A 22,924-nucleotide genomic window follows, 5' to 3' on the forward strand; every position below is an offset into this window, starting at 1 on the left:
CTTTGTCTGCACAACGCTATACCCGACGCGATGTCCTGACTCGCCTCCTGGCGGGTGGGGCCTTGCTCGCCAGCCCAAGTCTGCGGGCTGGCACTGCCAACGTCATTGAAGATATTGCGGGACGCCGCGTCACGCTTGGCCAACCCATCAAACGGCTTTTGCTGGGCGATGGGCCCTTGGCCTATGTGATGGCCCTGCTCAAACCCGAAGATCCCTTTGGTGGCATTGTGGGCTGGGGAGATAACTTTCGGGCGGCGGATCTAGATGGCTATCAAGCGTATTTGGACCGCTTTCCGAGCATAGACCGCATTCCCACCTTCTCCAGCCGAACAGTGGACTCTATCGGCACCGAATTGGCCATTTCATTAGAGCCCGATGTTCTCATCATGAACCTGAGCTCCAAGCCTGCCGCCGAATCCTCGGGTTTGATGACGCGCCTGACCCAGGCCGGTGTGCCCGTGGTGTTTGTGGACTTTCGCACACGCATGTTTGGCAACACCGCCCGCAGCATCCTGATTCTGGGCGAGCTACTGGGACGCCAGGCACAGGCACAGAGCTTTCTGGACTTTCGACAAACGCAGATTGATCGGGTCAGCACGGCCCTGCAGTCCCTTCAGCACCGGCCCACGGTCATGATTGAACGCGCCGCCGGACTATATGATGACTGCTGCCTGAGCTATGGCGATGGCAACTTTGGCGAGCTGGTTGCCGCAGCCGGGGGCGACAATCTGGGCACCCGCTTTCTGCATGGCACGTTTGGCACGCTACATCCCGAACAAGTCATTGAGTCCGACCCGGATATCGTGTTGGTCACTGGCGCAAACTGGGCTTTGTATTCGCCAACCGGAGATTGGGTCAATCTGGGGCCAGGGGCCGATCCCGAGCAAGGCCAGGCACGCCTGCGACGCTTGATGAAGCGCCCCGCCTACCGCTCCCTGTCAGCCGTACAGAAAGGCCGGGTTCACGCCATCTGGCACCCCTTCTACGACAACCCCTACTACTTTATTGCCCTACAACGTATCGCCAAGTGGCTGCATCCCGAACGGTTCCGCACACTGGACCCGGACGCTACGTTTGACGAGCTGCATCAGCGCTTTCTTCCCGTTTCTTATCAGCCAGGTTATTGGCTTAGCCTGAGCGGAGTTTCCCCATGAATCCCCTCCTTGTTTCGGGGTCAGCCCCGTCAGGTCGGCAGTTTTACACCCGCCTGATTCATCGCCGGCGGCTGTTGCTACTGACTATCAGCGTTCTGACCCTGCTCTGTTTTCTAGCCGACTTGTCCTTGGGGCAAGCGCATTACAGCCCAACCCAAGTGCTGACGGCCTTATGGGATAGCCAAGCGCCCCTCTCCGTCCAGGTGATTCTGTGGGATATACGCCTGCCAGTCGCGTTGACGGCTTTAGTCGTTGGCGCCAGCCTGTCCGTAGCAGGTGTACAAATGCAGACCGTACTGGGCAACCCCTTGGCCAGTCCGTTTACCCTGGGCCTGTCTGCAGCAGCCAGCTTTGGGGCGGCACTAGGCTTGATTCTGGGTGTCAGTATCTTGCCAGCATCCGCCGTCTCATTTGCCATTCCCGTCAATGCCTTTCTGGTCTCCATGCTGGCGGCCTTGTTCATTTACCGGCTAAGCCAAAAACGGGGTATCACCACCGAAATGATTGTGCTGCTGGGCACCACGCTGGTCTTTACTTTCACCGCCTTGCTGGAAGCTTTGCAATACGTGGCCCCCGATCAGGCCCTGTCTGCCGTGGTGTTCTGGACCATGGGCAGTTTGTCGCGCAGCAATTGGCTAAAACTGGCCATCATGAGCGGCATATTGCTGACGGTCTCCCTGATCTTTGCCCGCCACGCCTGGGCCTTGACGGCTCTGCGGCTGGGCGAGGCCCGCGCCAGCAGCCTGGGAGTTCCGGTGGCTCGCTTGCGCCTAAAAGGTATTTTGCTCGCAAGCCTGCTGGCCTCTGTCTGCGTCTCCTTTGTGGGCACGATAGGTTTTGTGGGTTTGGTCGGCCCTCATATTGCCCGTCTGCTCGTGGGTGAAGATCAACGCTTTCTGCTGCCCGCCTCTGCACTTTGCGGTGCCTGCATGCTGTCGGCTGCCTCGGTATTGAGCAAGACACTGGTGCAAGGACAAGCCCTGCCCATTGGCATTGTGACCTCATTGGTTGGGGTGCCTTTATTCTTCATCTTGATTCTGCGTACAAGGAAAGTCTAATGGACCTGCTCAACGTCACCAATCTGTCCGTATCCTTTGCCTCGCGCCAGATTCTGCACAAGCTCAGCTTTGGTCCATTGAAGGCAGGCTCCCTCACCGCCCTGCTGGGCTCCAATGCCGCCGGAAAATCGACACTGCTCAAGTGCCTTGCCGGAGAGCTGGGTGGAACGGGGCAGGTAGAAGTGCTGGGTCAGCCGCTGGAATCCTGGCCCCCTTTTCACCCCCATCGCCCGGCTCATGTTCCACAAGACATATCCATGAACTCGTCCCTGCGTGTCTTTGAGGCCATCCTGTTGGCCAGCAAGCAAGGCGGCGGCTGGGGCGTAGAGGATCAAGAGCTGGATAAGGTCAGCCAGATGCTGAAAACCCTGCAAATTCAGGCTTTGGCAGACCGTGAGCTGGCTGCGCTGAGCGGCGGACAACGCCAACTGGTGTCAATCGCACAAGCCCTGATTCGCCAACCCCGCTTGCTTTTGCTGGATGAACCAAGCAGCGCGCTGGATCTGCAAAACCAGTATGAAGTTTTTGACTTACTGCGCCGTGTCGCTCAAGAACAAGCCATGTGCATTGTCATGGCCATCCATGACTTGAACCACGCCCTGCGCTTTAGCGACTGGGTAGTGGTCCTGCATCAGGGTCAGGTTGAGGCCATCGGACCTCCTTTAGACGTCCTGACCCCGGAGCTGCTGGAAAAAGTCTATGGCGTACAGGCCCGCGTGGAGATGTGCTCGCAAGGCCATCCCTTCTTGCTGGTGGATCAATCTGTACGTAAACAACTGCGCTTTCAAACACAGGTAGCTTCATGATCACTCCCCCCTTGATTCTTTTAGCCATGCCCAGCATTCATTCAGGCGCCTGGCGGTATCCTGGAGCGCATCCGGGGTTCCAGACCGATTTTGAACAAATGAAATGGTTCGCCCAAACCCTGGAGCGGGCCTGCTTTGATGGCCTGTTCCTGCCCGATACACTGGCCATCCGGGCCGCCCCCATGGAAGCACTGATGCGGGGACACAGCACGGTGACGCTGGACCCGTTAACCCTGCTGCCGGCCCTGGCCGCCGTTACCGAGCATCTGGGCCTGATCGCCACGGCCAGCACGACCTACAACGAGCCCTACATGCTGGCCCGCCGTCTGGCCTCGTTGGACCGCATCAGCGCAGGCCGCGCAGGATGGAACCTGGTGACCTCCAGCAATCCCAATGAGGCCGCCAACTTTGACCTGGAAGAGCATATGGAGCACAGCGCCCGCTATCATCGCGCCCGTGAGTTCTGCACGGTCATGGATGGCTTGTGGGAAAGCTGGGAAGAAGATGCCTTTTGTCGGGACACCCAGACCGGCCAGTATTTCCAGCCCTCCAAGATGCAGGTTCTGAATCATCAGGGCGAACATTTCTCGGTGCGTGGCCCCTTGAACGTCGAAAGACCTGTCCAAACCCGTCCCGTCATCGTGCAAGCAGGAGCATCAGAGGCAGGACGCCAGATTGCTGCCGAAACCGCCGAAGTGATCTTTACCTATCAAACAGACCTACCTTCGGCCCAGGCGTTTTATGCCGATATGCAAGCCCGTGCCCAGGCGGCTGGCCGGGAACAGGCTTTGAAAATCATCCCGGCTGTTTTTGTAGTCTTGGGAGACAGCCTGGAGCAGGCCCAGGCCAAACGACGCCAATTAGATGAGCTGGTTGACCAAGCCAGTTGTCTGGCTACCTTGTCCATTGCTCTGGGACACGATATTTCCGGCTATGACCGTAACGGCCCTCTGCCAGAAATACCGGACAGCAATGCCAGTAAAAGCGGCCGTGAGCGTGTGGTGCAACTGACAAAAACCGAAAATATGAGCATTCTGGAACTGGCCAGGCGGATTTGTGGCTATCAAGGTTTAGAGATGGTGGGGACCGCCAGCATGGTGGTTGACCAGATGCAACATTGGCTGGAGCAATCGGCGGCAGATGGCTTCAACATCATGTTTTCCCATCTGCCTGGGGGCGTCTGCGAGTTTGCCGAGCAGGTCGTGCCGGAGCTTCAAAGACGGGCTTTACTACGAACTCGCTATGCAGGCCGCAACTTTCGAGAAAACCTGGGTTTGCTAAAACCGGCTCCAGGTTACTCGCGCCGCTAAGCCTTATAGGGTCAGCCCTGAGTCTGAGCAGCCGGGGCTAGGCAACAGGCGCATACAGGCATCGGCCACCGCCCGTGCAAAGGGCAAGCTATCCGTGGCTTGCGCCGCAATGATCTCATCCGTAGCCCCATGAACGCCCGAATAGATCAGCAAACCCACAATTCTGGGGTTTGCAGGTGCCCACAGGCCTGCGTCCATACCACTTTCAATAATGGCCAGCAGCTGATCCAGAATCGCGTTTTTGGCCTGGTTACTGCGGTCATGATGGTGATGGTTGATATAGACCACGTCGTGAACCTTATAGGTCTCCACATAGACTGTGATGCTGGTACAAATCCAGGCACGCAGCTTCTGGGCCCAATCATCCGCCGGGCAAGCGTCTACTGCTTGTTCCAGACGCTCCAGAAAGTAGTCGGTATAGCGTTTGGCCAAGGCATCCAGCATTTCATTCTTGGATGCAAAGTAGTGGTAGAAAGTGCCTTTGCCAACCTGGGCCCGCGCCACGATGTCATTGATGGTGGTGGCCTCAAAACCCTGCTCAAGAAACAGTGTCTGGGCCGCATTCATCAACTCGTCAAGACGCACCTGCGCCGGTTTGGTGCGGGGGGGCTTCGTATCGGCAGTCTTCAAGGTCATGGTTTGGATTCTCAACGACGTAAAAAAGGGGCTGCTCGCCCCTTTTGTTTCTGAGTAGTTTAACTGGCTGGCGGTTTAGGAGCCTTGATGCGCAATTTACGCCACATCATAAAGACCATGATCAGCAAGAAGATTGCATGGACCAACCACAGACCAATCTCAAAGCCCAACTGCTCATTGCGTATCCAGCCACGCGACAGGTTGATCAGGTTCATATACAACAGTCCGACCAGACCCGCCACCAGAATATTGCCCGACCGACCCATACGCGGGTTCACCGCCCCCAAGGGAATTGCCAGCAAAGCTAAATTCAATGCCGCCAACGGCAAGGCCAAACGCCACATGATCTGCGAGCGTGACTCGGGATTGTCATCACTGAATAACAACGTGGTTTGGCGAGCCTTGATCTGCTGCTCGGCACGGGCACGGATGGTTTCTGCAGTGTTGCCCGCGTCACGGCTTTCCAGACGCATGCCATAGCTTTCAAAGTCCACCATGCGGAACTCGGCCTGACCGGGCTTCAAGTCATAGCGATGGCCTTCGCTCAAGACCAGAAAACGATCGCCATTGGGCTGCTCTTCCATCCGGGCGCTTTGCGCTGTCACAATGCTGAGCCACTGCGGGTCGATCACACGGGCAATCACATTGCCCAGCTCGTCTCCTTCTTTTTCCGGGGAATCCGCGTAAAACACACGGGCGCCGTCATCGGACTCAATAAACTGCCCGGCAGTGACTTTGCTCAGGTCCGAACGCTGCTCAAAACGCTGACGGTATTCGGCAATCTGACGATAAGCCCAGGGCGAAGCCTGCAAGGTCAGTACGGCAATCAGAATCGCAACCGGCACCGCGCATTGCAAAACGGGGGTGATCCAGTTTTTCAAGGACAGGCCACTGGCGAACCAGACCACCATTTCGGACTCTCTGAAACTGCGTGTCACCGTCGTGAGCACGGCAATGAACAGGGAAACAGCCAGAATAATCGGCAAGGCGGTAATACTGGAAAAGGCGGCCAGACCCAGCACCACGTCAGGGCCAATCGTGCCATTGGCCGCTTCGCCTAACAAACGCACCAGAAGTACACTAAGCCACACAATCAGCAAAGTGGACAGTACAACGCCACTGTGACTTAAGATTTCGGATACCGCAGAGCGTTTAAATAGAGACATATGAGAATTTGCGAGATAATCGCAGGTACGATTTGCGACACACTGAGGATAGTTGAATGGAATTTAGCACACAGACATCCGCTTCTTTGCACCAAATTAAGACGGCCGCACTAGGCGTTGGCGTCTTTGCCGAGGGCATTCTAAGCCCTGCAGCGGAACTTATCGACCGCGCCAGCAACGGAGCGGTGAGCGCTGCTGTCAAAGCCGAGTTTAAAGGCAAGCCCAATACCCACCTGGTGCTGCGCAATCTGCCTGGCGTTAAAGCCGAACGCGTTATTTTAGTCGGCTTAGGCGCTCAAGAGGAATACAAAGCAGCAACTCATACGCAAGCCCAGGCCTGCCTGGCTTCTTACTGCCTGAAAGCAGACCTGAAAGAAGCCGTTTCGGCCCTGGCCAGCATCGATTGCAAAGGCACCACCTTGCGCAGCCGTGCCCAGGATGCAGCCGTCGCAGTATGCCGCGCCAGCTACCGCTACACGGCAACACTGAGCAAACCGGAACCCGCCCCCCAGCTAAGCCAGTTCCTGCTGTGGACGGCCCGTACCCAAGCCAGCGAAGCCAAGGCCGGTCTGGAACAAGGTCAGGCTATTGGTAACGGTGTGAACCTGACCCGACTGCTGGCTGACCTGCCCGGCAATATCTGCACCCCCACTTATCTGGGCAAAACGGCCAAACAGTTGGCCAAGGAGTTCAAGACGCTGAAAGCCGAAGTGCTGGAGCGCAAGCAGATTGAAGCCTTGAAAATGGGCTCGTTCCTATCCGTTGCCAAAGGCTCGGATGAACCCCCTGCATTCATCGTGTTGCGCCACACCCCCAACACCAAGACCAAACACGAAGACGGCCCTATCGTTCTGGTGGGTAAGGGTCTGACATTCGACTCGGGCGGTATCTCCATCAAGCCAGCCGGCAATATGGACGAGATGAAGTACGACATGGGCGGTGCTGCCAGCGTTCTGGGCACCATGCGTGCCATTGCCGAGCTGAACATCGACCGCGAAGTGATTGCCGTGGTGGCTTCGTGCGAGAACATGCCTAGCGGCCGCGCCAACAAACCAGGCGACGTCGTGACCAGCATGTCAGGCCAGACCATCGAAATCCTGAACACGGACGCCGAAGGCCGTCTGGTCCTGTGCGATGCCCTGACCTACGTCGAACGATTCAAACCCGCCGCCGTCATCGACATGGCTACTCTGACCGGCGCGTGCGTCGTCGCGCTGGGCCACGTCAACACGGGCCTGTTCTCCACCGACGACGACCTGGCCGACGAGCTGATGCAAGCGGGCAAGCAAACGGGCGACACGGCATGGCGCATGCCCATGGACGATGCCTACCAGGAGCAACTGCGCTCGAACTTCGCCGACATGGCCAATATCGGTGGCCCACCCGCCGGTTCGGTCACCGCCGCCTGCTTCCTGTCCCGCTTCACCAAAGCGTACCGCTGGGCTCACCTGGACATCGCTGGCACCGCCTGGCGCAGTGGCAAGGACAAGGGCGCCACCGGCCGTCCCGTACCTTTGCTGGTTCAGTACTTGCTTAATCAGTGTCGCTAAGCATGAGTCGCGTCGATTTTGCTTTCGGCGCACCAGATCGCTTGCGTACGGCCTGCGAGGTCGTACGCAAGCATTACGAAGCGGGCCGTCAGGTGGTGGTGTATCTGTCCGATGCCCGCCAACTTGCTCGCTTCGATCGGCTGCTCTGGGGGTTTGAATCCACGGCCTTTGTGCCACATGTGGGTGTAGAAGACCCTTTGGCAGCCACCACCCCGGTTTTGTTGACCAGCGCCGCCCCCGTGCCCACTGATGAACAAAGCTGGCTCTTGAATCTGGATGCCCAATGCCCGCCCGGTTTTGAACAATTTGCGCGTATTTTGGAAATCGTGTCCGAACGGGAAGCTGACCGTACCCAGGCCCGCGAACGCTGGCGTGTATACCAGACACAGGGATGCCAGGTACATGCCCACAAACTGAGGGCTTGAATAATAAAGAAGATTCTTGATTATTCAGGTAATTGTCAGTTATCCTTGACCACTGATCTCTCTGTATTCTAAGGACTCATCATGAGCGAATTTCGTCAATCAAGCTTGCCTGAGCATAACGGCACCCTGGGCACCCAGTCGCTGATTGCTCGCAATCGCGTCCTGCGCAACACCTACTGGCTGCTGGCCTTGTCCATGATTCCCACCGTGTTGGGAGCCTTGCTGGGTCTGTCGTCGGGTATTAACCGGGTAATGGGCGCCAGCCCAGGCCTGAGCGCTATTGTTTTCCTGGTCGGTGCCTTTGGCCTGATGTTCTTGGTCGAAAAGAACAAGAACAACTCAATGGGTGTTGTCCTGCTGATGGCCTTCACCTTCTTCATGGGCATCATGCTGTCGCGTCTGCTGGGCTTTGTCCTGGGCATGGGTAATGGCGCACAACTGATCATGCTAGCCTTTGGCGGTACCGCCGCAGTCTTTGGCACCATGGCAACCATTGCCAGCACCACCAAACGTGATTTCTCCGGTATGCAGAAGTTCCTGTTTGTCGGTGCCGTCATTTTGCTGGTTGCGGCTCTGGCCAATATCTTCCTGCAACTGCCTGCGCTGATGCTGACCATCTCCGTGATGGCTATCGGTATCTTCTCGGCTTTCTTGCTGGTTGATCTGCAGCGCGTCATCAACGGTGGCGAAACCAATTACGTATCGGCCACCCTGGCAATCTACCTGGACGTCTACAATATTTTCAGCAACTTGCTGATGCTCTTGGGCATACTGGGCGGTAACCGCGAATAAGATCGCGAACCCGCCTCCCCCAAGCCCCCTTTCCGAAGGGGGCTTTTTTATTGCTGGCTGATTCAAACGCCTTAGCTTGAAAACCCACGTATCCCCCTCATCTGCGTGATCTTGCCCTAAGCGTGAAGTGATACCCTCAGACCTGATTAACGTTCCGACGAATCACCCTGATGAAGCGCCCTGTTTTTCGTGTCCTGGATCAGACGCGCGGGTATAGTAAACCTTGTAAAAAATTTCCCCTCTGGAGAACACTGGTGGCAGTCTTTGAAACTCAACACATCGTCGACAATCTGCGCGGGGCCCGCGAAGAATGGCGACAGGCGCATCAACGCTTGAACGAGCTTGAAGGCCAGGAATTTCCATCCGTCCAGGCATTGATTCAAGTCACCGAGCAGCTCAAAGGCATTTTGTTCCCAATGCGTCTGGGTAGCCCGGAACTGCGCCGTGAGTATGAAGACCACTTTGTCGGCCACCACTTGGGCCAAGCTCTCAACACCCTGCTGCAACAAGCTCGGATCGAGCTACAACGCGCTGCTCTGCTGCGCGGCGACCAACATGACCGTCAGACCATTGAGGAACAGGCTCACAAAGCCATTCAGGCCTTTGCTGACAAACTGCCAGACTTGCGCCGCACCCTGGACCTGGATGTAGTCGCTGCCTATCAAGGCGACCCGGCTGCCCGCAACGTCGATGAAGTGCTTTTGTGCTATCCCGGCCTGCTGGCCATGATTCACCACCGCATCGCCCATACCCTGACCAATTTGGGTCTACCGCTGACCGCCCGCATTATTGCCGAACTGGCCCATAGCCAGACCGGTATTGATATTCACCCCGGCGCACAAATTGATCACTCCTGCTTCATCGACCACGGCACTGGTGTTGTCATTGGCGAGACGGCCATTATCGGCAAACGGGTTCGGATTTATCAAGCCGTCACCCTGGGTGCCAAACGCTTTAGCAAGGACGAGAAAGGTTTGCTGCTCAAGGGCCAGGCCCGTCACCCGATTGTGGAAGACGATGTCGTCATTTACGCTGGCGCCACGATACTGGGTCGCGTCACACTGGGAGCAGGCTCCACGATTGGCGGGAATGTCTGGATTACGGAAGACGTACCGGCGGGTTGTTCGGTCACCCAGGCAAATCTGTTGCGCAATCAACCTGACTGTCCCGAGACACTGCGCTAAGCGGCATATTTGGGCCACGCAGGACAAGCTCCGGTGCCTCCCGGACGATCTCTCCAAGAAGATTTTCATAGTCAAAAAAACGACTCCCGATATGCTCCCCTTTGAAAACCGGATAGCAATCCGAGTTTTTCGGGGGTTATGACAGGAGTCGTTTTTTTAAGAGTCCGCCACACTCAAGAGAAGCCCTCAAAACGTCTTGTTCGGCGCAGACAACCTTGGGTACTAAGCAGACAGGATTCACGCCTTGAGAGGCGGTACAGGCGGTCCGGGCCGCCACATCTTGATAAGCCCTTCCAAAGCCATCAAGGCGATGGCAATCCAGATCGGAATATAAGTCCACCACTGATTCACGCTCATGGGTTCGTCCAGCAGCAAATACGCCACCCAGAACAAGAGCACCGGCTCCACATAGCCCAGGATGCCAAACAAAGCCAAAGGCAGCTGACGGCTGGCAGACAGATAGCTGACCAGCGCAACCGAGCTGATCAGACCCAGGACCGGGACCTGCCACAGCAAGCGCGGCTCATTGCCAAACAGGCCCCACATCTGCGTGTCTTGGACAAAAAGCAACCAGCAGGCGGGCAAGAACAAGAAGCTGAGGTCAAACCACAGCGAAGCCAGCGAACCCAGGCGCAGGTAACGGCGCAACATGAAATAAGGCGGATAGCCCAGGACCACCACTGCTGTCGCCCAGGACACACTCCCTACGCGGAACAGCTCATGCAGCACGCCTAAGCCCGCCAGCACAACTGCAATCCACTGGATAGTACTCAATCTATCTTTGTAGATCACCCGTCCTACCAGCACCATCACCAACGGCAGCAGGAAGTAGCCCAAGGACACGTCCAGCGCCATCTGGTGCAAAGGTGCCCAGACAAAAATCCAAAGCTGTACCCCGACCAATACAGCCGCCAGCAAGAGCAGCGCAAAATAGCGCCAATTACCGGGCCAATGCCGTAGAACCCAACGCACTTCCCGCCAGCGCCGTGCACGGGTAATCACCAACGCCAACGCAGGCAGGCCCAGCACAATACGCCAGGCAAAAATCTGCTCACCACTGAGCGGATGCAGCACGGTGGCGTAATAGTACAAGCAAGCGAACAATGCTGAGGCTAGAACCGACAGCAAAACACCTTGCTTCATGAGTGTGCCTCGTCCATTTTCTGACGCCGCAAATAAGCCTGTCCCACACCGAACAAACGATCACGCTTTAACAAAGTATGCGTATCCAGTGCCTGCGCTTCGGGCGTCAGCATCAAAGCGGGCAAACCATCCAGCAAACGCTGCATCAAGTCCGGATGCGCGGCCATATACAAAGCTAACAACTGATCCGGCTCCCACAGGCTGATCCCCAGGCGTCGCAGCTCGGAGCGATTAAAGTCTTTCAGATTCCGGGTCAGGATACCGACTGGCTGATCAGGATAACGCTGCTGCGCCAGACGGGCAGTGGCGATCACATGCCAGTCCTTGACATCGGAATAGCGCAAATTCTTCTTGAACTCGCTACTGTCGCCTAAATCGGCTTCAGGGTAACGCTGTTGCAGCTCTTCCCACTGCTCCTCGATGGAGAGGGGCATAACTTTCCACAGGCGGCCCGCATTACGACGCCACTCATCACCAATGACGGGACTCCAGACAGGTTTGAACAGTTGCTCATCGGCCAGGGCCAGGAGCAAGCGACGCAGAACGTTGGAGATCAGGACGCAGGTATCCAGAACCAGCACGGAAGGAAGGGAGACGGCCATATCAATAGCGTTGCAACTGCATAAGAACGGATCGGGTATGCAAGGGGCGGCCCAGCAGACTGTTCAAGCGTTCACGCAAGCGTATGCGCAACTCCGGCTCACCGACTGGATCGTTGAAATCAGGTGTGGCCTCATCAAAGCCATAACCTGTTTCGGTCAGCAGCACCCACTCAAAACGCCGCAAGGCCCCCGCCACAGGCGGACGAGGAATCTGTGCCAAATGCACCAGGGCTTCTTCGTAAGCATCGAACAAAACGGGGTGCGGGTCCTCACGCGGCAACAAACGAATCAATAATTCATTCATGTACCAGGCCGACATCAGGGCGCGGCCTTTCAAAGGGCGAATCCCGGCGCAATCCGCCCGCGTCAGTGTCTTGACTTCATTCTTGCCCGACCAGGCCAACAATAAAGGCTGAAACACAGACAAAGCAGGCCGCAAAATAGAATGCGGCCTTTTGGCGCCTTTAGCGACCATCGGCACCAGCCCGTGGTTACGCGTAAAGGCATGACAGATCAGAGACGTTTCACGCCAGGCACTGGTGTGCAGTATGTAGCCCGCTTCGTCCTGATAGCGATGACGGGGATTACTCATACCCCAGGTCGCGCAGGACCGCTTCACGATCAGACCAGCCCTTGCGCACCTTGATGTACACATCCAGGAACACAGGCTTGTCGATCAGCTTGGCAATATCTTGGCGAGCCTCAGTCGCAATGCGCTTCATGTGCATGCCGCCAGCACCCAACAGAATCGGACGATGGCTTTCGCGTTCCACCACCACGCAGGCGGAAATACGGGCACCCTGCTCGTTTTCGTCCCACTGCTCGATGACCACGGTACAACCGTAAGGCAGTTCATCACCTACCAGACGGAAGATCTTCTCGCGCAGCAGCTCCGAGGTAATGAAGCGCACCGAGCGGTCGGTAATGGTATCCGCGTCGAACATGGCCTCGCCTTCAGGCAAACGGGAGGCGATCTCGTCCAGCAAGGGGTCCAGTTGCAGGCGCTTGGCCGCGCTGACCGGAATCACGGCACCGTATTCGAATTCCTGCGACAGGCGGGCGATATAGGGCAGCAAGTCATTCTTGCTCTTGAGCGCATCAACCTTGTTGATGACCAGAATGGTCTTGCCGCCTTTAGGCAGCATGGGCAGCAGCTCGGCATCCGAAGCGGACCACTTGCCAGCCTCGACCACGTGCACCACCACGTCCACATCGGCCAGCGCCTGGGTAACAACACGATTCATCATGCGGTTCATGGCCCCGCCGTGCTTGGTCTGAAAGCCGGGGGTGTCCACAAATACCATTTGATCGTGGTCACGCGTCAACACGCTGTTGATGCGGTGGCGCGTAGTCTGCGCCTTGCGCGACACAATCGAAATCTTGCTGCCGATCAAAGCATTGGCCAGCGTGGACTTGCCGACGTTCGGTCGTCCGACAATAGCCACGAAGCCGCAGCGAAAAGGGGTCTGTGTCATTCTGCTTCCTGCGACACTGCCACAGGCAGTGTCAATTGTGAGGGGCGACGATGGCGACTGGCGCGCGTCGTCTTGGCTGGAAATTCAGCTTGTAAAATAGCAATGGCCTGCGTTGCGGCGGCTTGTTCAGCCGCACGACGGCTGCTGCCACTGGCACGGACATGGATGTTGAGCTTGGCGATCGTGCATTCAATATCGAAAAGCTGATCGTGGGCTGCGCCATGCGTGGCCACCACGGTATACAGCGGCAAATCCAGCTTGCGACCTTGCAGCAGCTCCTGCAGCAAGGTTTTGGGATCTTTCCCCAAGGTTTTGGGGTCCACATCAACCAGCATGGGTTCATACAGCTGAGTGATGACGGTTTGGGCCTGTGTGAAACCCGCGTCTAGAAAAACAGCGCCAAAAATCGCTTCCAGCGCATCCGCCAAAATGGAAGGACGGCGGAAACCACCGCTTTTCAGCTCCCCTTCTCCCAGACGCAAATAATCCGACAAACCCAGACGGGTTGCAATTTCAGCCAGCGCAGCCTGTTTGACCAGATTCGCTCGCAGGCGCGACAAATCGCCCTCATCAATGCGCTGAAAGCGGTCAAACAACAAGGCCGCAACCGTGAAGTTCAGAACCGAATCGCCCAGAAACTCCAGCCGCTCGTTATGACGAGCGCTGTGGCTACGATGGGTCAAGGCCTGCTCCAGCAGGCCGATGTCTTTAAAGGAGTAGCCGATAGCGGCTTCAAGCAAAGCAAGACGTTTCATTAATGGAAGCGACCTATACGGCTAAGTTCGCGGAAATTCATCCAGATAAAGAAGGCGCGTCCCACAATATTCTCATCGGGCACAAAGCCCCAATAACGACTGTCCAGACTATTGTCGCGATTGTCTCCCATGACAAAGTAGTTGCCATCAGGCACCACACACGAAATGCCATTGGAAAAATATTCACAAGAATCACGATGGGGGAAGGCCACGATGGGCATCAAACCCTGAGGCGCAGTTTTGTTCAGCAAGATGTTGTGCTGCACCTTGCCCAGCTCTTCCAGATAACGCCCAATGTAAGCGGAGCGATCCGGTTCGTAGTAATCACCACTGCGCACTTGGGTAATGACCTGACCGTTTACGGACAACACCTTGTCGCGATACTCCACACGGTCACCGGGCACGCCGACCACGCGCTTGATGTAGTCCACGGACGTATCCACGGGGTAACGAAACACAATCACATCGCCACGCTCGGGATGCCCCAAAGGAACAACCTTGGTGCCACTAACAGGCAGACGAATACCGTACTCGTATTTGTTCACCAAAATCAGGTCGCCATTTTTCAGCGTCGGCAACATCGAGCCCGACGGAATGCGAAATGGCTCGATAATGAACGAGCGCAAGACGAATACAAACAAAATGACTGGGAAAAAGCTGACGCCATATTCAATCCACCAGGGCATACGGTTGGCCTGGTCATACGCATCCTGGCGCAGTTGCTGCAAATGCTCAGGGTCTTGAGCTGCCGTTTCCGGTATTGCTTGCATCGCGGCCCGCGCACGCGCCAGACGGCGGGAACGCAGGAAGAATCGATCCAAACACCAGATTACGCCGGTCAGTATTAGCAGTACAAACAAAATCAGAGCGAAATCCCAGCTCATCGGTTTCCTTTAAAGAAATTAAGGCAGTCCTGGCTGTAGTCGGCTTGGGGTGCCGACTACAGCATTACTTATCTTCGACCTGCAAAATTGCCAAAAAGGCTTCCTGCGGAATTTCGACGTTCCCAACTTGCTTCATCCGCTTCTTACCCGCTTTTTGCTTCTCAAGCAGTTTCTTCTTGCGAGAGATGTCACCGCCGTAACACTTGGCCAGCACGTTTTTACGCAATGCCTTGACGTTCTCGCGAGAAATAACTTCGGCACCAATGGCGGCCTGAATAGCAATATCAAACATCTGGCGCGGGATCAAGGAGCGCATCTTGGCGACCACTTCGCGTCCACGGTAACGGGCATTGCTACGGTGCACAATCATGGACAAGGCATCGACACGGTCGCCGTTGATCAGGATATCCACCTTGACCACATCGGCCGAACGGTATTCCTTGAACTCGTAGTCCATGGAAGCGTAGCCACGCGATACGGACTTGAGTCGGTCAAAGAAGTCCAGCACGATCTCAGCCAGGGGCATTTCATAGACCAGATTCACCTGACGGCCATGATAGGTCATATTTAACTGCAAACCCCGCTTGGCTGTACACAGGGTCATGACCGGGCCCACGTATTCCTGTGGCATTAGCAGCGAAACCACAACAATAGGCTCGCGCACGTCTTCAATATGGGACACCTCCGGCATGCGGGAGGGGCTCTCAATCATCAGGACTTCGCCATCACGGCGCTCGACCTCGTACACCACCGACGGCGCGGTAGTGATGATGTCCATATCAAATTCACGTTCCAGACGCTCCTGGACGATTTCCATGTGAAGCAGGCCCAGAAAGCCGCAACGGAAACCAAAACCCAGCGCCTGAGACACTTCGGGCTCGAACATCAGGGAGGAATCGTTCAGCTTGAGCTTTTCCAGGGAATCGCGCAGCTGGTCGTACTCACTGCTTTCCACCGGGTACAAGCCGGCAAACACCTGAGGTTTCACTTCTTTAAAGCCAGGCAGCGCCTTGTCCGCAGGTTTGCCAGCCAGGGTGATGGTATCGCCCACCTTGGCGTGTTCCAGCTCTTTAATACCGGCAATGATGAAACCCACCTCGCCAGCAGACAGATGAGGACGGTTCTCCGATTTAGGAGTGAACACACCGATGTGCTCGACCAGGTGCGTGGCGCGGGTGGCCATCAACAGGATTTTTTCCTTGGGCTTGAGCATACCGTTAACGATGCGCACCAACATGACCACGCCCACGTAGTTGTCAAACCAGGAGTCAATGATCAAGGCCTGCAAGGGCGCTGCCGGATCGCCCACAGGTGCAGGCACACGGGCGACGATGGTCTCAAGGATTTCGTCGATCCCCTGACCCGTTTTTGCACTGGCCGCAATCGCATCGCTGGCATCAATACCGATAACGTCTTCCACTTCCTGGCGTGCCGAATCCGGATCAGCCGAAGGCAAATCCATTTTATTGAGCACGGGAATCACTTCGACGCCCTGGTCCAACGCGGTGTAGCAGTTAGCCACCGTCTGCGCTTCCACGCCTTGGGAAGCATCCACGACCAGCAAGGCACCTTCACAGGCCGACAAAGAACGGCTGACCTCGTAGGAGAAGTCAACGTGGCCGGGAGTGTCGATCAAGTTCAGGTTGTATACCTTGCCATCCTGAGCCTTGTAGTGCAAAGCGGCGGTCTGGGCCTTAATCGTAATGCCACGCTCTTTCTCGATGTCCATCGAATCCAGAACCTGGGTCGACATCTCGCGGTCGGCCAGGCCACCACAGCGTTGGATCAGGCGGTCAGCCAAAGTCGATTTGCCATGATCGATGTGGGCAATAATAGAGAAATTGCGGATGTGGTCCATAAACCCGTTAATAAACAAAGAAAATGTTGAGGCGCAATGCCAGAGAAACGGCACAAGAAAGGGGCGCCCATGACGCCCCTTTTCAGTCCACGCGCCGAAAACGCAAGACCCGTCCTGTCAGACGGGCGCACGTGGAACCATGATCTATTCGGGGCAAAATGCCCCCGCAAATAGTGGCGAAAAAACTCCGGCCCCTGGCCGGAGTTCATCAATGGCTACCATTTTAGCCGTTTTACAGAATTTTTATTTCGATGGCGTAATCAAAACCCATTGCGACTGGCCTGCACGCAAAACCAGCAAGGCCGCAGGTTTGGATTTATCCAAAGATGCAACCATTTTAGCGTATTGATCCGGTGTCCCTACGTCTTTATCGTTGACGCGCAAAATAAGATCACCGGGCTGCAAACCGGCCTCGCTGGCAGGAGCGGTCGCATCCACGACCTGAACAGCACTCTCGACACCTAAACGCTTCAAATCAGCATCAGAGACAGCAGTCACTTTCAGACCAAAGGCATCCGTACTGCTGGCGGTTGGCGCGTCTTTCTGATCCTTGCCGGCGACAACCGGGCTGCTGGAAGGCATTTCCTCGACATCGATCTTGACTGTCTGCACCTTGCCCTTACGCCATATTTCCAACGTGGAGCTTTGACCTGGTTTGGTACCACCCACAATACGGGGCAGATCCGTCATTTGATCAATGGTGCGACCATTGAACTTCAAGATCACGTCACCGGACTGAATACCGGCTCTGGCAGCAGGACCACCCTCTTCCACGCTGCTGACCAAGGCACCCTTGCTGTCTTTCAGGCCCAGTGCTGTTGCCACATCATCGGCCACCGGGGTGATCTGCACGCCGATACGACCACGAGTCACCTTGCCGTCAGATTTGAGCTGCTCAACCACATTCATGGCTTCATCGATGGGAATGGCCAGGGAAATACCCATAAAACCACCACTGCGCGAAATGATCTGGGAGTTCACGCCCACCACTTCACCATTCAAGTTGATCAAGGGGCCGCCGGAGTTACCGGGGTTTACAGCCACGTCAGTCTGAATGAAAGGCAGGTAATCGCCCGTTTCGCGGTTGATGGCGCTGACAATCCCGGAGGTCACCGTGGACTCCAGACCGAACGGCGAACCAATCGCCAGAACCCACTGCCCTTTCTTGAGCTGCTTGGAGTCCCCAATCACCATAGGCTTGAGGTCTTTGGCTTCGATCTTGATCAAAGCCACATCGGTGCGTTCGTCCGTACCGATGATCTTGGCTGGATATTCCTTACCATTGCTCAGCGTGACGAAAATGCCGTTGGAGTCCGCCACCACATGATTATTAGTCAGGATGTAGCCATCGGCCGAGATGATAAAGCCCGAGCCCACGCCACGCGGCACAGTGCGCTCCTGGGGCTGCTGCCCATTATTGCCCCCATGGGGCCGTTGGGGAGCCATGCCTGGCGGCATGAAATCAGGCCCAAAAAACCAGCGGAACATGTCGTAAGGGTCCGAACCGGGGCCCATGGCAGGTGAGCGTACCCGCACCGCCTCTGTGGTGCGAATATTGACCACCCCATCTTCGGTCTTGGCAACAACTCCCGTAAAATCAGGCAGGCCCAATGTCGTGCTTTGGACCTGCTCGCTTGTCGTGACAGGCTGGGCCTGCGCGTAGACCATAGGCGCACCCGTTGCCAGTACCACGGCAGCCGTCAAGGCCGAGAGAACAGGAATACGCATTTTATGACTCGATTTTTCCATTCAAATACTCCTGGTGGACGATAGTCAATGTGTCCGGGATGGTGGGGTGAACTGTGTGCCTTCAAGCAAAGCGCGCAGAGTCTGTACAGGGACAGCCCCCGTACTAGTTAAAACATAATCGTTGATGCGACTGCGGTACATATTCATGGAGCCACGGTGAAAGGCACCCAAGCTATTTTCTTCTGCTTCGGGAGTCCCTACCTTTTCCAGAAACACGGAAATAGCGGCCAGACCGTCAGACATCATCAGATGGGTTACCTGACGACCAGCCCGCATGGGCCGAAGCATTTCGGAGCGCAAGGTAAAACCGGCCGGCATAGCCAAATGCCACCCCAATTCGCTTATATCAATTTTCTGCACTTCGGGCTCAACCACGTCCCACTTGCTGGGGTTCCAGTTGGTGCGCAATTGCTGCAAATCCACCTGCTCTCCAAAAGCGACCGAGGCAAAAGCGATCTGATCCACTACCGCTTGTTGTGGGTCCAAAGTCTGCATTTTCAACAGCAAATGGTGATCGGTATCGGCACACACACGGTAGCCATAACGCTGATCATCCTTGGGGACCAACTCGATCAGATCGCAAGGACGGCCCGCCACGCGCTCGCGCGAAGGCAAACGGCGCATATCGTAGAATTTTGGCAATTGACTGACATCACCGACCAGAAAACTGGGAAAGCGCTCGTTTTCACGCCGCTCGATCACCACCATTTTCTTTTCGGGAATCAGGCATTGGGTCACTTCGTTCTGACGCAGAAACTCACGCGGTTCACCATCCAGAATTTCCAGACGCTCGCGCTCGCCAGTACCATCAATAATGTGAACCAACTTCATGGACTGGCTGGCCTGATCCTGCGTGTAAATAATGACCCCGGAGTAGTCCAGATCGCGCGCCGCTTTGTGAACTTTCTGCAGCCAAGGCAGATCCAGAGGCTCCAGCCCGTCAGCCCCCTGAGCCAGCACCGGTGCACACAACACCACCAGCGAAAAGGCAAGCAAACCCTTATAGAGACGCGCCAAACCCATCTGCGATGGCATACGTACAGACCTCATTGACCCAGGGCTCCACTTTCAAAGGACACATGGCGTACTGGGCCGGTACCAACAAAATCGCGATGCAAATCCGCGTAATCATTCCAGAGCTGATCGTCCTGGGCGCTGGCCACCAAAGTGCCAGGCACTGAAGTCACGCCCATGTAAGGTAATCCCACCCACAAGGCTGCCGCCACCGCTGCCACCACAGCCAAGCCGCTGACACCGTAGCGCTGCACCAAAGGACGTTTCATGGCGCTTGGAGCAAGCACAGTAGGCTCTTCGTCGATCGCTTTGGACAGACGTGCGTAAAAACGGTCCGAAGTACGGATAGCCAGTGCGTCGGTACGCATGACGTCACCAATCAAATGATAGGTATCCCAGACTTGACGCCCATAAGGGGAGTCCAGTTCCTCGGGCCGTATTTCAGCCTCACCATCCACCCAGGAAGACACGGCGGCCTCCCAGGCATTCAGTTGATCTTCATCGGAATGGGATTTCAGGGCTTGCATCATCAATCCTTACCACCGTCGTTCACTATCTTCACCATCCAGTATGGGACGCAACTGCGCAGCAATGGCGTCGCGGGCTCGAAAGATGCGTGAGCGTACAGTTCCTATAGGGCAGTCCATGGTCTGAGCAATATCTTCGTAGCTCATACCTTCTATTTCACGTAGCACGATAGCTGTCCGCAACTCTTCGGGCAGCGCCTGAATTGCTGTATTCACTGTTTCAGCAATCTGGCGGCTGACCATCATGGATTCTGGCGTGCTTATATCGCTTAGGTTGTCGATTCGGTCAAAAGTTTCACCTTCTTCGGTTTCGACGTTCTGCAAAGTGTTGGGACGTCGTGCGGCCGAGGCCTGCCAATTACGGGCCGTGTTGATCGCAATACGGTACAGCCAAGTGTAAAAAGCACTCTCACCCCGAAACTGAGGTAGAGCTCGGTACGCTTTGATGAAGGTTTCCTGAGCCACGTCTTCAACTTCAGACGGGTCACGTACCATACGGCTGAGCAGACGCATGATTTTGCGCTGGTACTTCAGTACCAGCAGGTCAAAGGCTCGCTTATCCCCACGCTGAACACGTGCAACTAGTTCGGCATCGGTATCGCGTTCACTCATTAAGAATCCTTATTCTGAGCACGGACCTGATGGGACAGCCGGTTAGCACATAGACACAAGGCCCACCAGGCCTGCGACGGCTGAGTACGGCGCCATACAGTAATCGTACGGCAGGCCCTACCGGCGCAATCAAAACGTAAGCGCAAAGTCATGAACCAAGCACACCGCCAGATCTGCTCTATTTGCACGGACGCCTTTGCTGTGCCCTCGTACTGCAAGAAGTATAGCCCTGCCCGATGCGCTAGTGTAGCGCGCCCACCCCACACCCGACGACTGCGAGCATACAAAAAATTAGCCCACAAAGCACCTGCGAACAGACAAACAGCCCAGGGCCATTGCCAGCTGTACATCGCCCAGGCCAAGCCTGACGCAAGCAATACATAAACAACAACGCCCAGTCGGCGCACCGGGGCCGGAGCTCCGATCGACAAGGACTGGGCGTCAAGAGTGGGACGGTCTAACTTAGCGAAGACGACGAACCACCATCGAACCGTTAGTGCCGCCAAACCCAAAAGAGTTGGACAAGGCCACGTCAATCTTCATATCACGCGCCTGGTTAGCGCAGTAATCCAGGTCACAAGCAGGATCCTGATTGAAAATATTGATCGTTGGAGGCGAGATCTGGTTATACACCGCCAAGGTGGTGAACACCGCTTCAATACCACCGGCAGCACCCAGCAGGTGACCCGTCATGGACTTGGTGGAATTGACCACCAGCTTGTAAGCGTGATCGCCAAAGGCCAGTTTCAATGCTTCGGACTCGTTCACGTCGCCCAGCGGCGTGGAAGTACCGTGTGCGTTGACGTACTGAACCTCGTCGGCGTTGATACCACCATTGCGCAAGGCATTCATCACGCCACGACGCGGACCGTCACGGTCTGGCGAGGTGATGTGGTGAGCATCCGAGCTCATGCCGTAGCCGGCGAACTCGCCGTAAATGCGGGCGCCACGTTTCTTGGCGTGTTCGTACTCTTCCAGCACCAGCACACCAGCACCCTCGCCCAGCACAAAGCCGTCGCGGTCCATATCCCAGGGACGCGATGCCGTTTCCGGGTCGTCGTTACGGGTGGACAGTGCACGCATGGCCGCAAAACCGCCAATGCCCAGCGGGGACACAGTGGATTCGGCACCACCCGCAATCATCACATCAGCGTCGCCATACTCGATCAGACGAGCAGCATCACCAATGGAGTGCAGACCGGTTGTACATGCCGACACAACCGCGTAGCTAGGACCTTTCAGGCCCAGACCGATGGACAACTGGCCGGACACCAGGTTGACCAGAGAACCAGGCACAAAGAACGGGGAAATCCGACGTGGCCCCCGTTCCAGATATTCTTTTTGGGTTTCTTCAATACGGGGCAAACCACCAATCCCCGAACCTACAATAACGCCAACACGCTCAGCATTGATGCTGTTGATGTCCAAGCCGCAATCCTTCCAGGCTTGCATACCTGCTACCACGCCGTAATGGATAAAGGTATCCATCTGCTTGGCTTCTTTGACTGAAATGTAGGGTGCTAATTCAAAACCTTTGACCTCACCCGCTATCTGGGCTGTTAGGGCCGAAGGATCGAAACGGGTAATACGCCCGATGCCCGAACGCCCATTGACGATGTTATCCCACGCGGTAGGAATATCGTTGCCGACCGGGGAAACAATACCCAGCCCGGTAATCACGACACGTCGTTTCACGGATGACTCCTAAACACAAAAAAAGCGGTTTAAAGGGAATAACTGCGTCTTGCAAGCTAAAGCCGCCGGGCACAAGCTACTCTCTGGAAACCGCTCTGGAGCGAGGGCGTGCACATGCCGCCCACCCTCTTAATTGAACTTACTGCTTGCTGTGAGAATTGATGTAGTCCACAGCTTGCTGGACCGTCGTGATTTTCTCAGCTTCTTCGTCTGGTATTTCGGTTTCGAATTCGTCTTCGAGCGCCATCACGAGCTCGACCATGTCGAGCGAGTCGGCACCGAGGTCGTCGAGAAAAGAAGATTCGTTTTTGATCTCGGCTTCGTTAACGCCAAGTTGTTCAGCGACGATCTTCTTGACGCGCTGTTCGATGCTTTCCATGCAGATTCTCCAAGTTGGGAAAAATTCCCGCAAATTATAGCCAATCCATACTACTAAGAGGGATAAGCTATGACAAAAAACGGCGTTCTTGTATGAGGCCTAACGTTATTCGTACAACGCCGGCTCAAGCAATAGGCCCCAAATAATCCC

23 protein-coding genes are annotated in these 22,924 nt (G+C 55.9%); 8 read left to right on the top strand and 15 right to left on the bottom strand.

From position 1 onward, the window contains the following. The first annotated feature begins 2 nt into the window (after positions 1-2). Genes AB7E06_RS14100 through AB7E06_RS14115 form a run of 4 tightly spaced genes read left to right on the top strand, consistent with a single transcriptional unit; the run spans position 3 to position 4,328 of the window. Positions 3-1,154 carry an ABC transporter substrate-binding protein gene (locus tag AB7E06_RS14100; protein ID WP_427957361.1) on the top strand — a complete coding sequence of 384 codons (1,152 nt, stop codon included), beginning with the start codon at positions 3-5 and terminating at the stop codon, positions 1,152-1,154. Then, positions 1,151-2,212 carry a FecCD family ABC transporter permease gene (locus AB7E06_RS14105; protein ID WP_427957363.1) on the top strand — a complete coding sequence of 354 codons (1,062 nt, stop codon included), beginning with the start codon at positions 1,151-1,153 and terminating at the stop codon, positions 2,210-2,212. The genes AB7E06_RS14100 and AB7E06_RS14105 overlap by 4 nt, the downstream gene beginning before the upstream one ends. Continuing rightward, positions 2,212-3,018, top strand: a complete 807-nt coding sequence (locus AB7E06_RS14110) for an ABC transporter ATP-binding protein (protein WP_427957365.1) — start codon at positions 2,212-2,214, stop codon at positions 3,016-3,018. The genes AB7E06_RS14105 and AB7E06_RS14110 overlap by 1 nt, the downstream gene beginning before the upstream one ends. Beyond that, complete coding sequence (locus AB7E06_RS14115; protein WP_427957367.1) at positions 3,015-4,328, top strand: LLM class flavin-dependent oxidoreductase; 1,314 nt, start codon at positions 3,015-3,017, stop codon at positions 4,326-4,328. The genes AB7E06_RS14110 and AB7E06_RS14115 overlap by 4 nt, the downstream gene beginning before the upstream one ends. 3 nt (positions 4,329-4,331) lie before the next feature. Here the strand turns inward: AB7E06_RS14115 and AB7E06_RS14120 are convergent, their stop codons facing one another. Beyond that, complete coding sequence (locus AB7E06_RS14120; protein WP_264671812.1) at positions 4,332-4,964, bottom strand: TetR/AcrR family transcriptional regulator; 633 nt, start codon at positions 4,962-4,964, stop codon at positions 4,332-4,334. 59 nt (positions 4,965-5,023) lie between these two features. Further along, positions 5,024-6,130, bottom strand: coding sequence for an LPS export ABC transporter permease LptF (lptF, locus tag AB7E06_RS14125; protein ID WP_094197292.1), 1,107 nt, complete (start codon positions 6,128-6,130; stop codon positions 5,024-5,026). A 56-nt stretch (positions 6,131-6,186) separates the two neighbouring features. On the opposite strand from lptF, the gene AB7E06_RS14130 reads away from it, so the two are divergent. The 4 genes from AB7E06_RS14130 (at position 6,187) to epsC (ending at position 10,081) form a co-directional block, all read left to right on the top strand. After that, the gene (locus tag AB7E06_RS14130; protein WP_108727746.1) at positions 6,187-7,680 is read left to right on the top strand and encodes a leucyl aminopeptidase; all 1,494 of its coding nucleotides are present in this window, start codon (positions 6,187-6,189) and stop codon (positions 7,678-7,680) included. A 2-nt stretch (positions 7,681-7,682) separates the two neighbouring features. Then, positions 7,683-8,105 (top strand): DNA polymerase III subunit chi, encoded by a 423-nt coding sequence (locus AB7E06_RS14135; protein ID WP_094197294.1) that lies wholly within the window; start codon positions 7,683-7,685, stop codon positions 8,103-8,105. Between the two features lie 81 nt (positions 8,106-8,186). After that, on the top strand, positions 8,187-8,897 hold the full coding sequence (locus tag AB7E06_RS14140) for a Bax inhibitor-1/YccA family protein (RefSeq protein ID WP_094197295.1): 711 nt from the start codon (positions 8,187-8,189) through the stop codon (positions 8,895-8,897). 254 nt (positions 8,898-9,151) lie between these two features. Beyond that, the gene (gene epsC / locus AB7E06_RS14145; RefSeq protein ID WP_108727747.1) at positions 9,152-10,081 is read left to right on the top strand and encodes a serine O-acetyltransferase EpsC; all 930 of its coding nucleotides are present in this window, start codon (positions 9,152-9,154) and stop codon (positions 10,079-10,081) included. A gap of 237 nt (positions 10,082-10,318) precedes the next feature. Here the strand turns inward: epsC and rarD are convergent, their stop codons facing one another. From rarD to acpP, 13 genes are all read right to left on the bottom strand, one after another. Then, a complete protein-coding gene (gene rarD / locus AB7E06_RS14150; protein ID WP_094197297.1) occupies positions 10,319-11,224 on the bottom strand; it encodes an EamA family transporter RarD in 906 nt (301 codons plus the stop codon). Next, positions 11,221-11,826: a PIN domain-containing protein gene (locus tag AB7E06_RS14155; RefSeq protein WP_427957372.1), complete on the bottom strand. Its 606-nt coding sequence runs from the start codon at positions 11,824-11,826 to the stop codon at positions 11,221-11,223. The genes rarD and AB7E06_RS14155 overlap by 4 nt, the downstream gene beginning before the upstream one ends. A 1-nt stretch (position 11,827) precedes the next feature. Further along, on the bottom strand, positions 11,828-12,418 hold the full coding sequence (recO, locus tag AB7E06_RS14160; protein WP_094197299.1) for a DNA repair protein RecO: 591 nt from the start codon (positions 12,416-12,418) through the stop codon (positions 11,828-11,830). Beyond that, entirely contained in the window at positions 12,411-13,301 is an 891-nt protein-coding gene (gene era, locus AB7E06_RS14165) for a GTPase Era (RefSeq protein WP_094197300.1), read from the bottom strand. The genes recO and era overlap by 8 nt, the downstream gene beginning before the upstream one ends. Next, entirely contained in the window at positions 13,298-14,056 is a 759-nt protein-coding gene (gene rnc, locus AB7E06_RS14170; protein ID WP_094197301.1) for a ribonuclease III, read from the bottom strand. The genes era and rnc overlap by 4 nt, the downstream gene beginning before the upstream one ends. Beyond that, entirely contained in the window at positions 14,056-14,940 is an 885-nt protein-coding gene (gene lepB, locus AB7E06_RS14175) for a signal peptidase I (RefSeq protein ID WP_094197302.1), read from the bottom strand. Before lepB ends, rnc begins: the two co-directional genes overlap by 1 nt. 64 nt (positions 14,941-15,004) lie before the next feature. Then, positions 15,005-16,798 (bottom strand): translation elongation factor 4, encoded by a 1,794-nt coding sequence (gene lepA, locus AB7E06_RS14180; RefSeq protein ID WP_094197303.1) that lies wholly within the window; start codon positions 16,796-16,798, stop codon positions 15,005-15,007. Positions 16,799-17,041: 243 nt separating this feature from the next. Then, positions 17,042-18,547: a DegQ family serine endoprotease gene (locus tag AB7E06_RS14185; RefSeq protein ID WP_094197304.1), complete on the bottom strand. Its 1,506-nt coding sequence runs from the start codon at positions 18,545-18,547 to the stop codon at positions 17,042-17,044. Positions 18,548-18,571: 24 nt separating this feature from the next. Beyond that, on the bottom strand, positions 18,572-19,597 hold the full coding sequence (locus tag AB7E06_RS14190; protein WP_238988666.1) for a MucB/RseB C-terminal domain-containing protein: 1,026 nt from the start codon (positions 19,595-19,597) through the stop codon (positions 18,572-18,574). Beyond that, positions 19,594-20,088 carry a sigma-E factor negative regulatory protein gene (locus tag AB7E06_RS14195; RefSeq protein ID WP_230017700.1) on the bottom strand — a complete coding sequence of 165 codons (495 nt, stop codon included), beginning with the start codon at positions 20,086-20,088 and terminating at the stop codon, positions 19,594-19,596. Before AB7E06_RS14195 ends, AB7E06_RS14190 begins: the two co-directional genes overlap by 4 nt. A 9-nt stretch (positions 20,089-20,097) precedes the next feature. Beyond that, the gene (gene rpoE / locus AB7E06_RS14200) at positions 20,098-20,700 is read right to left on the bottom strand and encodes an RNA polymerase sigma factor RpoE (protein ID WP_009456579.1); all 603 of its coding nucleotides are present in this window, start codon (positions 20,698-20,700) and stop codon (positions 20,098-20,100) included. Positions 20,701-21,162: 462 nt separating this feature from the next. Further along, positions 21,163-22,395 (bottom strand): beta-ketoacyl-ACP synthase II, encoded by a 1,233-nt coding sequence (gene fabF, locus AB7E06_RS14205; protein WP_094197308.1) that lies wholly within the window; start codon positions 22,393-22,395, stop codon positions 21,163-21,165. Positions 22,396-22,534: 139 nt separating this feature from the next. Next, positions 22,535-22,774: an acyl carrier protein gene (gene acpP / locus AB7E06_RS14210; protein ID WP_003800961.1), complete on the bottom strand. Its 240-nt coding sequence runs from the start codon at positions 22,772-22,774 to the stop codon at positions 22,535-22,537. Positions 22,775-22,924: the final 150 nt, after the last annotated feature.

Source organism: Alcaligenes sp., from assembly GCF_050255915.1.
Classification (GTDB): domain Bacteria; phylum Pseudomonadota; class Gammaproteobacteria; order Burkholderiales; family Burkholderiaceae_B; genus Alcaligenes; species Alcaligenes aquatilis.

What these genes read in the sequence shown, in the direction of transcription:
- AB7E06_RS14105 (WP_427957363.1), top strand. Translation starts at nt 1,151, where the DNA reads ATGAATCCCCTCCTTGTTTCGGGGTCAGCCCCGTCAGGTCGGCAGTTT.
- AB7E06_RS14110 (WP_427957365.1), top strand. Translation starts at nt 2,212, where the DNA reads ATGGACCTGCTCAACGTCACCAATCTGTCCGTATCCTTTGCCTCGCGC.
- AB7E06_RS14115 (WP_427957367.1), top strand. Translation starts at nt 3,015, where the DNA reads ATGATCACTCCCCCCTTGATTCTTTTAGCCATGCCCAGCATTCATTCA.
- AB7E06_RS14120 (WP_264671812.1), bottom strand. Translation starts at nt 4,964, where the DNA reads ATGACCTTGAAGACTGCCGATACGAAGCCCCCCCGCACCAAACCGGCG.
- lptF (WP_094197292.1), bottom strand. Translation starts at nt 6,130, where the DNA reads ATGTCTCTATTTAAACGCTCTGCGGTATCCGAAATCTTAAGTCACAGT.
- AB7E06_RS14130 (WP_108727746.1), top strand. Translation starts at nt 6,187, where the DNA reads ATGGAATTTAGCACACAGACATCCGCTTCTTTGCACCAAATTAAGACG.
- AB7E06_RS14135 (WP_094197294.1), top strand. Translation starts at nt 7,683, where the DNA reads ATGAGTCGCGTCGATTTTGCTTTCGGCGCACCAGATCGCTTGCGTACG.
- AB7E06_RS14140 (WP_094197295.1), top strand. Translation starts at nt 8,187, where the DNA reads ATGAGCGAATTTCGTCAATCAAGCTTGCCTGAGCATAACGGCACCCTG.
- rarD (WP_094197297.1), bottom strand. Translation starts at nt 11,224, where the DNA reads ATGAAGCAAGGTGTTTTGCTGTCGGTTCTAGCCTCAGCATTGTTCGCT.
- AB7E06_RS14155 (WP_427957372.1), bottom strand. Translation starts at nt 11,826, where the DNA reads ATGGCCGTCTCCCTTCCTTCCGTGCTGGTTCTGGATACCTGCGTCCTG.
- recO (WP_094197299.1), bottom strand. Translation starts at nt 12,418, where the DNA reads ATGAGTAATCCCCGTCATCGCTATCAGGACGAAGCGGGCTACATACTG.
- era (WP_094197300.1), bottom strand. Translation starts at nt 13,301, where the DNA reads ATGACACAGACCCCTTTTCGCTGCGGCTTCGTGGCTATTGTCGGACGA.
- rnc (WP_094197301.1), bottom strand. Translation starts at nt 14,056, where the DNA reads ATGAAACGTCTTGCTTTGCTTGAAGCCGCTATCGGCTACTCCTTTAAA.
- lepB (WP_094197302.1), bottom strand. Translation starts at nt 14,940, where the DNA reads ATGAGCTGGGATTTCGCTCTGATTTTGTTTGTACTGCTAATACTGACC.
- lepA (WP_094197303.1), bottom strand. Translation starts at nt 16,798, where the DNA reads ATGGACCACATCCGCAATTTCTCTATTATTGCCCACATCGATCATGGC.
- AB7E06_RS14185 (WP_094197304.1), bottom strand. Translation starts at nt 18,547, where the DNA reads ATGGAAAAATCGAGTCATAAAATGCGTATTCCTGTTCTCTCGGCCTTG.
- AB7E06_RS14190 (WP_238988666.1), bottom strand. Translation starts at nt 19,597, where the DNA reads ATGAGGTCTGTACGTATGCCATCGCAGATGGGTTTGGCGCGTCTCTAT.
- AB7E06_RS14195 (WP_230017700.1), bottom strand. Translation starts at nt 20,088, where the DNA reads ATGCAAGCCCTGAAATCCCATTCCGATGAAGATCAACTGAATGCCTGG.
- rpoE (WP_009456579.1), bottom strand. Translation starts at nt 20,700, where the DNA reads ATGAGTGAACGCGATACCGATGCCGAACTAGTTGCACGTGTTCAGCGT.
- acpP (WP_003800961.1), bottom strand. Translation starts at nt 22,774, where the DNA reads ATGGAAAGCATCGAACAGCGCGTCAAGAAGATCGTCGCTGAACAACTT.